Genomic DNA, 12248 nt, shown 5'->3' on the forward strand with positions numbered 1-12248 from the left:
GACGGTACCCTGCTGGACCATGCGGCTCCGTAACCGCTACCTCCTGGTCTCCCGCATCGCCACGGGCGGTATGGGCGAGGTGTGGCGCGCCCGTGACGAGCTCCTCGGGCGCGAGGTGGCGGTCAAGATCCTGCACAGCCACATCTATGCCGACCCCACCTTCCGTGAGCGCTTCCGCAACGAGGCCAGGCTCACGGCGGCCCTGGCCGACCCCGGGATCGCGCAGGTCTTCGACTACGGCGAGCAGAGCGACCTCGCCTACCTGGTGATGGAGCTGGTCCACGGAGAGCCGCTGTCGGCCATCCTGGCCCGCAACGGCGCCCTCGGGGCCGAAGTGGCACTGGACGTGATGCACCAGACCGCCAAGGCACTGCACGCGGCGCATTCCGCCGGGATCATCCACCGCGACATCAAGCCCGGCAACCTCCTGGTCACTCCCGAGGGCGTCATCAAGGTGACGGACTTCGGCATCGCGCGGGCCCTGGAGGCGGCGCCGGTGACGCAGACCGGCACCGTGCTGGGCACCGCCCAATACGTCAGCCCTGAGCAGGCGCAGGGCTTGCCGCTCACGCCCGCGACCGACCTCTACTCGCTGGGCATCGTGGCGTACGAGAGCCTGTCGGGCCGCACGCCGTTCCGCGGGGACACCCAGGTAGCGATCGCGCTGATGCACCTCAACGAGCCGCCCCCGCCGCTCGGCGTGGACGTGCCGGCGCCGGTGCGCGAGCTGGTCCTGGCGCTGCTGGCCAAGGACCCGGCGCAGCGCCCGGCCACGGCGCTGGAAGTGACCGACCGGGCATACGTGCTGCGCGAGTCGCTGGTCGGTGGCGAACAGGGCGCCGACCTGAGCATGTTCACCGACCCGTCCGGCTTCGAGGTGCGCGAGCCGTCGCCCGAGGACGAGCGGGACACCGACGATCTCACCCCGGCGATGGCCATGGAGGAGCAGCGGCCGGGCGGGCAGGGCAAGCGGCGCAAGGGCGCGAGGACGCTGGCCGCCGTGGCCACCGCCGGATGCGTGGCCGCCGTGGGGCTCAGCGCCTTCTCCCTCGCCGGCCGGTCGCCGGTGGAGACGCCGCCCGACGTGGCGGATCCCACAGAGTCGACGGTGTCGACGCCTGAGCTGCCACGCCCGAGCAAGACCAAAACACGTACCCGACGCCCTGCGGTGGTTCCGGTCAAGTCGCCGAGGCCTATACCCTCACGGTCGGCTACGGTAAGCAAGTCGGCAACTCCTACGAAGAAGCCGACACCGAAACCGACACCGACGACCCGGACCCCGACACCCACCCCCACTCCAACGCCTACCAGGACACCGACGACTTCGACACCGACCGCTTCGCCAGACCCGGGTGAGACGAACCCGCCCAAGGAGGAGACGTGACGCGCCAGGGGGTCGATGATGGACACCGGCGGCCCCCCGAGCAGGCCGGCACCCAAGATGAACGGTAAGGGACAGTGCAGGAAATGACTCAGCCTCGGCTACTCGGAGGTCGTTACGAGCTCGACGGTGTCGTCGGGCGCGGCGGCATGGCCGAGGTCTATCGCGCCCGAGACATCCGGCTGGACCGCATAGTCGCGATCAAGACCCTCCGCTCCGATCTGGCGCGTGACCACACCTTCCAGGCCAGGTTCCGCCGTGAGGCGCAGTCGGCGGCCTCACTGAACCACCCGGCCGTCGTCGCGGTCTACGACACCGGCGAGGACGTCACCGACGGCGCCCCGGTGCCCTACATCGTGATGGAATACGTCGACGGCAGGACGCTGCGCGACCTGCTGCGCCAGGACCGGCGACTGATGCCCGAGCGGGCGGTCGAGCTGGTCGACGGCATCCTGCGGGCACTGGACTACAGCCACCGCGGCGGCATCGTGCACCGCGACATCAAGCCGGCCAACGTGATGATCACGCGGGCGGGCGACGTCAAGGTGATGGACTTCGGCATCGCGCGCGCGATGGCCGACTCCGCGGCCACGATGACGCAGACGGCTCAGGTGATCGGCACCGCGCAATACCTGTCGCCCGAGCAGGCGCGGGGCGAACGGGTCGACGCGCGGAGCGACATTTACTCCACGGGCTGCCTGCTTTATGAGCTGCTGACCGGGCAGCCGCCGTTCACCGGCGACTCGCCGGTCGCGATCGCCTACCAGCACGTCCGCGAGGAGCCGATCCCGCCGTCGCAGATCGACCGCGACATCCCGCCGTGGGCCGACGCGATCGTGCTCAAGGCCATGGCCAAGGACCCGGCCCAGCGTTACCAGAGCGCGGCCGACATGCGGGCCGACATCCAGCGGGCGATGTCCGGCATGCCGACCGACGCCCAGACGATGGCGATGACGGGCAACTACGGCCAGGGCACGCGCATGATGACGGCCACGCAGGCCGCCACCGGCCCGGCCACGCAGCGCACCAGCGCCATCCCGCCATACGACTACGGCGATGGTGAGGGCGGCGGCGGCCGTGGCGGGCGGCGCAGGGCCTCCGGCGGTGGCGGCAACGGAGTCAAGACCGCGTTGTGGATCATCATCCCCCTGCTGATCATCGGCGGCTTCGTCACGGCCGGCTACCTGATCTTCGGCACCGGCAACACGCCGGCGCAGACGACTGTCGCGATCCCGTCCCTCGTCTCGCAGGATCAGAAATACGCCGAGAGCCAGCTCACCAGCCTGGGGTTCAAGGTCGAGGTGGTGAAGGAGCCCAGCTCCGAGATCGACAAGGACACCGTCATCAAGACGGATCCCCCTGAGGGCACCAAGGCACCGAAGGACTCGACCGTCAAGCTCTACGTGTCCACGGGCCCGAAGAAGGTCAAGGTGCCTGACGGCCTCATCGGCATGTCGCAGGCGGAGGCCATCGCGGCCCTGGACAAGGCCGGCCTGAAGGCCACGGTCCAGACCAGGGTCTCCTCCAAGCCGCAGGGCACGGTCGTCGCCACCAAGCCCAAGTCCGGCGAGTCGATCGAAGAGGACGGCACGGTCACCCTGTGGGTTCCCAAGGAGCTGGGCGAGGTCCCCAGCCTCGTCGGGCTCACCGTGGAGGACGCCACCGCGCAGCTGAAGGCGGCCGGGTTCAAGGCCAAGGTCGTCCCGCAGCCGAGTGACCAGCCCGAGGGCACGGTCGTCCAGCAAAACCCGGGCGAGGGCACCAAGCTGCCGGCGAACACTACGGTGACCATCGTGGTGTCCACGGGTCCCGACCAGCAGCCGACGGAGCAGCCCACCGACCCGTTCCCCACTGAACAGCCCACCGACGACCAGACGGACTTCCCTGAGGACCCGCCGTCTGACAACCCGATCGACGACGACCCCCTCGGCGGCTGAGGTCTCCTCGTCCAAGCGGAAAGGGCCGCCCGTCCCATCGTGGACGGGCGGCCCTCCGTTTGCTCGTGAGACGAAAAAACGCCCCCGCCGCTCGGGGGCAACGGCGGGGACGCTCACTAGTTAGTCGCCGTACGCGCGGCGTTTGTTACACGGTTCCGCGCAGCCAATTCTCGAGCAATGTGTGGCCGTGTTCAGACAAGATCGACTCGGGGTGGAACTGGATGCCCTCAAGGGGCGCCCGGCGGTGGCGCAGGCCCATGATGACGCCGTCCGCGGTCCGCGCGGTCACGTCGAGCACCTCAGGCACGGTCTCGGGCAACACGGCGAGCGAGTGATAGCGGGTCATCCGCACCGGCGAGGGCAGCGTCTCGAACACGCCCTTGCCGTCGTGGAGGATGTCGCTGGTCTGGCCGTGAAAGAGCTCGGGCGCGCGGGACACCGTGCCGCCGAAGGCGATGGCGATGGCCTGGTGGCCCAGGCAGACGCCGAGCAGCGGCTGCTCGCGCGCGGCCGCGTGGCGGACCAGGGACACGCTGACGCCGGCCGCCTCGGGCGTACCGGGTCCCGGGCTGATGAGCACGCCGTCGAAGCCGTCGGCGTCGCCCACGCGTACGTGGTCGCGCGGCCGCACGTCACAGTCCGCGCCCAACGCACGCAGGTATTGGACGATCGTGTGGACGAAGCTGTCGTGGTTGTCCACGACCAGCACGCGGCTCATTTCCTTATGGTCACCTCGTCGAGCGTCACCAAGGACTCAGTTGCGGAAGGATGACATTCCAGACTACGGCGACCGCCACCGCGACCAGCACACTTGGAGCAGCGCTAGCCTGCCAGTCCGTCTTCGATCAGGCTCTTCGGGCATCCGCGGCGACCAGGGATCGCCACGACATGCGCTTGGCGACTATTCTGGACCCCACTTCAATTAGGCTAATCGGAGAGCCTGCGGACGATCCGGATGCCCCAGGCCCTCAGCAGGAGTTACCCAGTGCCCAAGTCCAAGGCTCGCAAGAAGGCGGTCTACACCCCGCCGCAGAGGTCTCAGCAGGTCAAGGTCAGCCCCCGCTGGCTGGCGCCCACGATGGTCGTCGCGTGGATCATCGGCATCCTCTGGATCGCGGTGTATTACGTCGCGCCGCAGACACCCTTCATCGGCGACCTCCAGAACTGGAACCTGCTGATCGGGTTTGTTTTCATCATCTTCGGTGTGGTTCTTTCCACACGCTGGAGGTAGTTCTTTCCACAGCTTTTTCCACACCCTGTGGGGGATCAGGCGGCGGCCAGGATGGCCGACGCCCGCACCACCACGAGCACGGCCAGCAATGCCAACGCTCCCACGATCGCCAGGCCCTGCCACAAGGACTGGTTCTTCCTGGGGGCGTAGGCCATGGCCGCTCCCAGGAGCGTGCCGGTGATCAGGCCGCCGATGTGGCCGGTCCAGCTGATGCCCGAGAACACAAACGTGAACACCAGGTTGATCGCGATGACCACGGCGATGCCGCGGACGTCCATGTTGAGCCGGCGGCCCACCACGAAGATCGCGCCGAACAGGCCGAAGACGGCTCCCGACGCCCCGATCGTGGGCTGGTTGGGCAGGTCGAGCCAGAGGCCGAGCACCGAGCCGCCGAGCGCGCTAATCAGATAGAGCGCCACGAAGCGCAGGTGTCCGAAGGCCCGCTCCAGGTAGGGACCGACGACGAAGAGCGCCCAGCTGTTGAACAGGATGTGCACGGGCACAGGGCCGCTGGTGTCGTGGAGGAACGCCGCCGTGATGAGCCGGTAGTACTGGTCGAGCACGGCGACGGCCTCAGGCCACATCATCAGCGCCCGAGTGACCAGCCCGCCCGTAAGGTATTGGGCTCCAAACAGCAGGACGTTGATGACCAGGATGGCGTACGTCACGAACGGCGTGCGCACGACGCTGCCGCCGAAGGTGGACTTGGCCTGGCGGATCCCGCGGTTGCCCTCGGCCACACATTCTGGGCACTGGAAGCCGACTGCCGCGTCGCGCATGCAGTCGGGGCAGATGGGACGCTCGCAGCGCTGACAGCGGACCCAGGTTTCCTTGTCGGGGTGCCGGTAGCACGTGGGCACGGCCTCAGCCGGCTGCTCGGGCTGTGGGGGCGGGCTGGGCGGCTGGCTGGTCATGACCAAAAGCCTAAGGCGTGCACGGGCCTGCCGCGTGCCGCCCGATCCGGCCCATCGAGCGCGACGATGCTCCCTTGACGCAGCCCCGCAAGCTCGACGACCGCTTCGTCGGCGTGTGCCGCGACTTCGCGCTGCTGTTCTGCTCGTTCCCGCGGCAACCCGCTCCTCGACACCGCCACCTCAACACGGCAGAGCCGCTGGTGTGGGACATCTGCGGCGCGATCGCGGTGAGCCGGCCACTGTCGGCGCGTGGGCGCCGCCGTGAGCGCCACGTGGACGGCGCCCGAGAGCGCGGCGATGGGCGCGTGGCCCTCCGGCGGAGGGCCCGTCCCCTTCAGTGTCCCGTCAGGACTGGACGCGCTCGATGGTGACCGACTCCACGACCACGTCCTCCACCGGACGGTCTCGGCTGTCGGTGCGGGTCTTGGCGATGGCGTCGACCACCTCCTGCCCCTCGATCACCTCGCCGAAGATGGTGTGCTTGCCGTTGAGGTGCGGCGTCGGCACCACGGTGATGAAGAACTGCGAGCCGTTGGTGCCCTTGCCGAAGCGGATGCCCGCGTTGGCCATGGCCAGCAGGTATGGCCGGTTGAACCACAGGTCCGGGTGGATCTCGTCGTCGAACTCGTAGCCGGGCCCCCCGATGCCCTGCCCCAGCGGGTCACCGCCCTGGATCATGAAGCCGGGGATGACCCGATGGAAGATCGTGCCGTCGTAGTAGCGGGCGGTGCTCTTCTCACCGGTGCCCGGGTGCGTCCATTCGCGGGTGCCTTCGGCCAGCTCCACGAAGTTGCGCACCGTTTTCGGGGCCTTGGTGGGAAAGAGTTCTACCTTGATATTGCCGCGATTGGTCTGCAGGTTTGCGATCAGCTTCTCAGCCACGAGACAGCTGCCCCCCTCTATGCACAGGGTTGGTTCTGTGGTGTTTTGTGGACTATGGCCGTACGGCCTTCTGAGCCATCCTCCCATGGACGGCCATGATTGAGCCGCCTTGCCCAGGGAAGGTCAGGCTCGGGGCTCCAACGACAGGGGAGGTTGTCGTGTCCCTCACACTGAGAAGACGCCGCGTGGTCATAGATGTACCGGCCACGTGGATGGGCCGAATGCGGGCCCAGGCCGTGCGAACCGGCCACCGTATGGCACCGATGGCGGACCAGGCCAGGACGGCCGCCGCCCATCGCTTCGAAGACGCCCGCTACTGGGCGGCGCCGCGGCTGGAGTCCGCGGCGCACGGGTTCGAAGACGAATTCGCCCCCAGGGTCAGCCACATGCTGACCACGGCGGCAAGGAAGATCGACCCGACGCCCACGCGGTCGCGGCGGTGGCCGATGCTCGTTCTCATGACCGGGATTGCGCTAGGGGCGATGGGCTACATGGCCTACCGCCGCAACGCCCAGCAATGGACCGAGCACATGAAGGAATCCGCCTCCGATGCCTCACGATGGGTCAACGAGAAGGCGGAACGGACCGCCGAGTCCGCGGACCGGATCGCGGCCAACGTGTCGAAGAAGGCGGACGAGGCATCCCGCAAGATGCCCTGATCTCGCCGGGAAAGCGCGCCCTCGACCTTGTGCGAGGGCGCGCTTCTCTTTCTGCCGTTGACGTGTTACCAAGCGCTTGCTACAAACCGGGCATGGCGCTGTCACCCCTCGACGACTACCCCGTCCATCAGGCGGCCCAGGTCATGCGGCACGTGGCCACGTCCGACCGTAATTTCTACGACCGCTACTACTTCAACTGCCACGCGGGCACCGGCGAGTTCATGCTGATCGTCGGCCTCGGCCAGTACCCCAACCTGGGCGTCACCGACGCCTTCGCCTGCGTACGGCACCGGGACCTGCACCGCGTCGTCCGGGCCTCGCGCGAGCTCGGCGCCGACCGGATGGACACCGGGATCGGCCCCTTCCGCGTCGAGGTCGTCGAAGGGCTCAAGCGGCTCAGGGTGGTCCTGGAGCCGAACGAGCATGGCCTGTCCTTCGACCTGCTCTGGGAAGGCACGATCCCGGCGACTCTCGAACCCCGGCACTTCCTGCGGTGGCAGGAGCGTGTCATGTTCGACTCGGTACGTCTGGCGCAGACCGGCCGCTGGTCCGGACATATCAGGATCGGCGGGGAGGACATCCCGGTCTCCCCCGACCGCTGGCAGGGCACCAGGGACCGGTCCTGGGGCATCAGGCCGGTCGGCGAGCCCGAGCCGCCCGGCATCCAGGCCAAGAACCCCGGCACCTTCTACTGGCTCTACGCGCCCATGCAGTTCGACGACCACGCCATCCTCTGCATCGTGCAGGAGGACGAGCGGGGCCGCCGGCTCCTGGAGGAGGCCGTGCGCGTGTGGCCGGACGGGCGGGAGGAGGAGTATCTCGGCCGGCCTGACTACCGCCCCGTCTACGCCCCCGGTACCCGGGACGTCGTCGAGGCCGTGATCACCTTCTCCCCACCCGGAGGTAAGCCGTTCGACGTGCACTGCACCCCACTCCTTCCGGTGCACCTCATGGTGGGCACCGGCTACGGGCTGGAGCCGGACTGGCGGCACGGCATGTACCAGGGTCCCGGGCCCGTGGTGCAGGGCGTGACGTACCGGCTGCCTGACGACGCCGCCAGGATGTGGGGCCTGGTGGACGCCGTCGGGCGCTTCGAGTACGACGGGCTCGTCGGCCACGGCCTGTTCGAGTACTGGGCGCTGGGGCCGCACCCGTCGTTCGCCGGGTGACTACTCGGGCTTCTTGCAGACGATGGTGACCGCCTTGCCATGGTCGCCCTCGGGGCCCTTGGCTGCCTCCGGGGGCACGGGCAGAGCCTCGGCGGGCTGGGCGGGAACGGCGGGCACCGCATCGCCATCGGCGAGTTCGATGGCCACCGCACCGGCCTCGACCTTCTTCCCCATGATGGGCGGCTCGGCTCCTTCGGGCAGCTTCTCCGCGGGAACGGCACGATGCATCACCATCTCGCCCGGATCGACCTGCGTCACCTCCCCTTCGGAGGTGACCAGGACGCCCATCGGCTTGCCCGGCTCGACCCCGGGCAGCTCGATGGTCTTGCCGTCACTGGTCGTGCACGTCACCTTGGCGCCCGCCGCGGAAGGCGGCTCGTCGGCCAGGGCGGACCCGGCCAGACCGGTCAGCGCGAGCGCGCAGACCGCGCCGAGCACCGCAAGACGTCGCTTGAACATGGGTTCTCCTCACTGGGATCGTTCGAACAGCCCGAGACTGACCCGCCGTACCTGAAACGATCCTGAAGAGGCCCTAAATGATCTTCAGGTTGGCTTTAGGTCACCTGAGAGATCCTGGACGGCGTGCGAGTCTTACTGGTGGAGGACGAGGAGCGGCTGGCCGACCTGATCAAGGGTGGGCTGGCGGGCGAGGGCTTTGCCGTGGACGTGGCCCACGACGGGCGCGACGGGCTGTGGATGGCCACCGAGAACGTGTATGACGTGATCGTCCTGGACGTGATGGTGCCCAGGATGAACGGATATGCCGTCTGCTCCCGGCTGCGCGAGGCGGGCGACTGGACGCCGATCATGATGCTCACGGCCAAGGACGGCGTCTACGACGAGGCCGAGGCGCTCGACAACGGGGCCGACGACTACCTGGCCAAGCCGTTCTCGTACGTGGTGTTGCTGGCCCGGCTGCGCGCGCTGGTGCGGCGGGGCGGGCGCGAGCGGCCGGTGTCGATCACCGTGGGTGACCTCGTGATCGACCCGGCCGGGTTGCGGTGCCGCAGGGGCGAGGTGGAGATCGGGCTGACGCCGAAGGAGTTCGCGGTGCTGCACGCGCTCGCGCGGCGGCCCGGCGAGGTGGTCTCCAAGAGCGAGCTGCTGGCCCAGGCCTGGGACTTCTCCTACGACGGCGACCCGAACATCGTCGAGGTCTACATCAGCGCCCTGCGCAGGAAGATCGACGTACCGTTCGGCCGGACGACGCTCATGACGGTCCGCGGGGCCGGTTACCGGTTGGAGGCGGCGTGATCGGGTGGCGGCGGATGGCCGTGGGGCTCTCGTCCGTGCGACTGCGGGCGACCGCGGCGGCGACGCTGGTCGTGGCGCTCACCCTGGGGGTCGTGGCGCTGCTACTGGTGATCTTGTTGCGCGGCAGCCTGGAGAGCAGCGCGGGAGCCGAGGCGGCCAGGAAGGCTGAGGCCGCGGCACCGCTCGTCGCGACGATCGAGATGGCGCCCGGCACCCCGGACACGGTCCCCGCGGAGAAGAGCAAGGCAGGGGTGGTGCGGTTGCAGGACGGCACGGTGACCGCGGTCGCCGACCCCGATGTCGTACTGACCGCCGACAAAGCCGAAGCCATCAACCAATGGGCTGAGCCCGGCGCGTACGCCGTCGCCGGGATGAAGGTGACGACCCAGACCGGCCCCGCCATGTTGTGGTCGAGGGCCTCGCTGGCCGGCGCCTCGGACGCCCTGCGCACGCTGTACGGCGCGCTGTTGCCCGGCATGCCCGCGGTGCTGCTCGTGGTGGCCGCCATGACCTGGTTCTCCGTGGGCCGCACGCTGGCTCCCGTGGCCGCGATCAGGGCCAAGGTCGCCGACATCACCGCGCGTGACCTGCACCAGCGTGTCCCCGTACCGAGTTCCAAAGACGAGATCGCGGCGCTGGCCATCACCGTGAACGGCACGCTCGACCGCCTGGAGACGGCCGTGGAGACGCACAAGCGGTTCGTCGCCGACGCGGCGCACGAGCTGCGTAGCCCCATCGCCACCTTGCGCGCCCGGCTGGAGCTGGCCGAGCCCAGCGAGCTGACCAGGGAAGCGCTGGCCGACATCGAGCGGCTGCAGTCCCTGGCCGCCGACCTGCTCATGCTGGCCAAGCTGGACGCGGGCGAGCCGCTGCGGAGCGCGGAGCTGGACCTGGGCCAGGTGGCGGCCGAGGAGTCGCTGCGGGTACGGCGGCGGCCCGAGGTGCGGGTGGAGCTGGACATCGAGCCCGACGTGGTGATGAAGGGCTCCCGGGCGCATCTCGACCGCCTGGTGACGAACCTGACCGACAACGCGGTACGTCACGCCGCCTCGACGGTGTGCGTTCGCGTGCACGCCGAGGCGGACGAGGCCGTGCTCGAGGTGCTCGACGACGGACCGGGGATCCCGTTCGAGCAGCGCGAGGCGGTGTTCGACCGCTTCACCAGGCTGGATGAGGCCCGTGCCAGGGACGCCGGCGGCGCCGGGCTCGGGCTGCCGATCGCGCGGGACATCGCGGCTCTGCACCAGGGCTCTCTTGTGTACGCCGGTGGCGGGTTCATCGCCAGATTTCCCTTGTGTCACATGTGAACCACCAGTGCTCGGTGGACGTGAGAATGGTTGAAGGAGGCAACCATGCTCACACGCCGTGCATTGATCGTCCGAGGTGGCGCCACGGGCGCCGGAGTCGTCTTCCTGTGGCCCGGCAGGGCCGAGGCGGCGGCAGGTCCTGTGCTCGCCACGACCAAGAGCATCCCGCTCGGCGGCGGCCGGATCATCAAGGGAAAGTACGTGATCACCCAGCCGAAGAAGGGCGTCTACCGGTGCTTCAGCGCCAAGTGCACCCACCAAGGCTGCGCGGTGGCGAGCGTGAGCCGTGGCACGATCAACTGCCCGTGCCACGGCAGCAAGTTCAGCGCCTCCACCGGGGCTGTGATCCAGGGTCCGGCCAAGCGCCCGCTCCCACGCAAGAAGATCAAGGTGTCGAAGGGGAAGATCAGCCTGGCTTGATCGCGGCGGCTTAGGCGAGCCGCGCGGAGCAGCCCAACTGGTTGGCGATCCGCGAGATGCCCTCCGCGAACGACCGGCGCGTACGCTCGGGGAAGCCGATGAACAGCTGGTTGGCCAGCGCCACGGCCCAGTACGGGCCGGCCACGCTGTAGACGCGGTGGTCCACCCGCGTGCCCTCGGGGTGGCCGGTGACCGACCATTCGCCGCGATACCACCAGCCGCCCTGGTAGGCGACGGTGTGCTCGCCGAGCTCGGTCTTCATCTCGTGGGCCGGCCGCTCGCCGAGCAGAGCCTGCCACACCTGCTCGACCGGCGCGGTCACCACCCCGGCAACCTCGGTGATGAGTCGTTTCGTCATGGCTTGGCCGCCTGGCCGAGCAGGCGGACGATCTTTGTGGACATGGCACGGCTCCCTTGGTCGCGGCGCCTATCCTGTGAATGCGCGTTCGGGCAGGGCAGGCGCCTTGTTCGGATGTCCGGCCGCTGAGGTGTTGGCGCACCTCGGCGGCCTCCTTCACTTGGGGGTCCAGTCGAGCTCCCCCTTGTCGAGCCGGCCGAGCAGGTCCTTGATCCAGTCCAGCTCGGCCTGGTGCAGAGCTTGCTCGTACTCGACCTCGAGCATGAGCACCGCGGGCAGGCCGCTGTCGGCCATGGCCCGCCGGTGGGCGTCCATCCCGGCCAGGGCGCCCTCGATCGTGGCCGCCCGGCCGCGGAGCGCGCGCTGGGCGTCGGGCAGCGGCAGGCAGCCGATGAGCGAAACGGCCGCCACGAACGTGCGCCGGTCGGGGTCGGGCCGCTCCAGCAGCTGCTTCAGCCGGGCGACCAGCTCCTCGCGGCCCTCCTCGGTGATCTCGTAGACCGTGCGCTCCGGCCTGCGGCCCTCGCGATCGGTCTTGGCGGGCACGATCAGCTCGTCTTTGGCCAGCCGCTCGACCGCGTGGTAGAGGCTGCGCGGCAGGCCGGTGATGTAGTCCTTGTGCGTCTCGACGATGAACCGATGCAACTCGTACGGGTGAGCGGCGCGCACCGTGAGCAAAGCCAGCACGGTCAGGCCGACCAGGTCGTGGCGTCGCGCCATGATGCCTCCCTCTATA

Annotated in this window: 14 protein-coding genes; 8 read left to right on the forward strand and 6 right to left on the reverse strand. The window is 69.0% G+C overall.

Annotated features, from left to right (window positions below; translation table 11 throughout):
- The first annotated feature begins 19 nt into the window (after nt 1-19).
- Together OHA25_RS06295 and pknB are read left to right on the forward strand one after the other, a co-directional pair.
- A complete protein-coding gene (locus tag OHA25_RS06295) occupies nt 20-1384 on the forward strand; it encodes a protein kinase domain-containing protein (protein WP_327586647.1) in 1365 nt (454 codons plus the stop codon).
- An 83-nt stretch (nt 1385-1467) separates the two neighbouring features.
- Nucleotides 1468-3318, forward strand: a complete 1851-nt coding sequence (pknB, locus tag OHA25_RS06300; RefSeq protein WP_327586648.1) for a Stk1 family PASTA domain-containing Ser/Thr kinase — start codon at nt 1468-1470, stop codon at nt 3316-3318.
- Nucleotides 3319-3463: 145 nt separating this feature from the next.
- Here the strand turns inward: pknB and OHA25_RS06305 are convergent, their stop codons facing one another.
- Nucleotides 3464-4036: an anthranilate synthase component II gene (locus OHA25_RS06305; protein ID WP_327586649.1), complete on the reverse strand. Its 573-nt coding sequence runs from the start codon at nt 4034-4036 to the stop codon at nt 3464-3466.
- A 267-nt stretch (nt 4037-4303) separates the two neighbouring features.
- On the opposite strand from OHA25_RS06305, the gene OHA25_RS06310 reads away from it, so the two are divergent.
- On the forward strand, nt 4304-4549 hold the full coding sequence (locus tag OHA25_RS06310) for a cell division protein CrgA (RefSeq protein ID WP_127938089.1): 246 nt from the start codon (nt 4304-4306) through the stop codon (nt 4547-4549).
- A 35-nt stretch (nt 4550-4584) separates the two neighbouring features.
- Here the strand turns inward: OHA25_RS06310 and OHA25_RS06315 are convergent, their stop codons facing one another.
- Together OHA25_RS06315 and OHA25_RS06320 are read right to left on the reverse strand one after the other, a co-directional pair.
- Nucleotides 4585-5463, reverse strand: a complete 879-nt coding sequence (locus tag OHA25_RS06315) for a rhomboid family intramembrane serine protease (protein WP_327586650.1) — start codon at nt 5461-5463, stop codon at nt 4585-4587.
- Nucleotides 5464-5808: 345 nt separating this feature from the next.
- Nucleotides 5809-6345 carry a peptidylprolyl isomerase gene (locus tag OHA25_RS06320; RefSeq protein ID WP_327586651.1) on the reverse strand — a complete coding sequence of 179 codons (537 nt, stop codon included), beginning with the start codon at nt 6343-6345 and terminating at the stop codon, nt 5809-5811.
- A 254-nt stretch (nt 6346-6599) separates the two neighbouring features.
- Here OHA25_RS06320 and OHA25_RS06325 point away from each other — a divergent pair, with 254 nt between their 5' ends.
- Together OHA25_RS06325 and OHA25_RS06330 are read left to right on the forward strand one after the other, a co-directional pair.
- Nucleotides 6600-7004: a hypothetical protein gene (locus OHA25_RS06325; RefSeq protein ID WP_327586652.1), complete on the forward strand. Its 405-nt coding sequence runs from the start codon at nt 6600-6602 to the stop codon at nt 7002-7004.
- A gap of 92 nt (nt 7005-7096) precedes the next feature.
- Entirely contained in the window at nt 7097-8173 is a 1077-nt protein-coding gene (locus OHA25_RS06330; protein WP_327586653.1) for a hypothetical protein, read from the forward strand.
- Here the strand turns inward: OHA25_RS06330 and OHA25_RS06335 are convergent, their stop codons facing one another.
- Nucleotides 8174-8632 carry a hypothetical protein gene (locus tag OHA25_RS06335; RefSeq protein WP_327586654.1) on the reverse strand — a complete coding sequence of 153 codons (459 nt, stop codon included), beginning with the start codon at nt 8630-8632 and terminating at the stop codon, nt 8174-8176.
- A gap of 123 nt (nt 8633-8755) precedes the next feature.
- Here OHA25_RS06335 and OHA25_RS06340 point away from each other — a divergent pair, with 123 nt between their 5' ends.
- The 3 genes from OHA25_RS06340 to OHA25_RS06350 are packed head-to-tail and all read left to right on the forward strand — an operon-like array spanning nt 8756 to nt 11154.
- Nucleotides 8756-9427, forward strand: a complete 672-nt coding sequence (locus OHA25_RS06340; protein WP_305917713.1) for a response regulator transcription factor — start codon at nt 8756-8758, stop codon at nt 9425-9427.
- A complete protein-coding gene (locus tag OHA25_RS06345; protein ID WP_327586655.1) occupies nt 9424-10734 on the forward strand; it encodes a sensor histidine kinase in 1311 nt (436 codons plus the stop codon). The genes OHA25_RS06340 and OHA25_RS06345 overlap by 4 nt, the downstream gene beginning before the upstream one ends.
- A gap of 45 nt (nt 10735-10779) precedes the next feature.
- Nucleotides 10780-11154, forward strand: a complete 375-nt coding sequence (locus tag OHA25_RS06350; protein WP_327586656.1) for a QcrA and Rieske domain-containing protein — start codon at nt 10780-10782, stop codon at nt 11152-11154.
- Nucleotides 11155-11164: 10 nt separating this feature from the next.
- Here the strand turns inward: OHA25_RS06350 and OHA25_RS06355 are convergent, their stop codons facing one another.
- Nucleotides 11165-11512 carry a hypothetical protein gene (locus OHA25_RS06355; protein WP_327586657.1) on the reverse strand — a complete coding sequence of 116 codons (348 nt, stop codon included), beginning with the start codon at nt 11510-11512 and terminating at the stop codon, nt 11165-11167.
- A 156-nt stretch (nt 11513-11668) separates the two neighbouring features.
- Nucleotides 11669-12232, reverse strand: coding sequence for a PadR family transcriptional regulator (locus OHA25_RS06360; protein WP_327586658.1), 564 nt, complete (start codon nt 12230-12232; stop codon nt 11669-11671).
- Nucleotides 12233-12248 lie beyond the last annotated feature (16 nt).

The organism is Nonomuraea sp. NBC_00507 (assembly GCF_036013525.1).
Lineage (GTDB): Bacteria > Actinomycetota > Actinomycetes > Streptosporangiales > Streptosporangiaceae > Nonomuraea.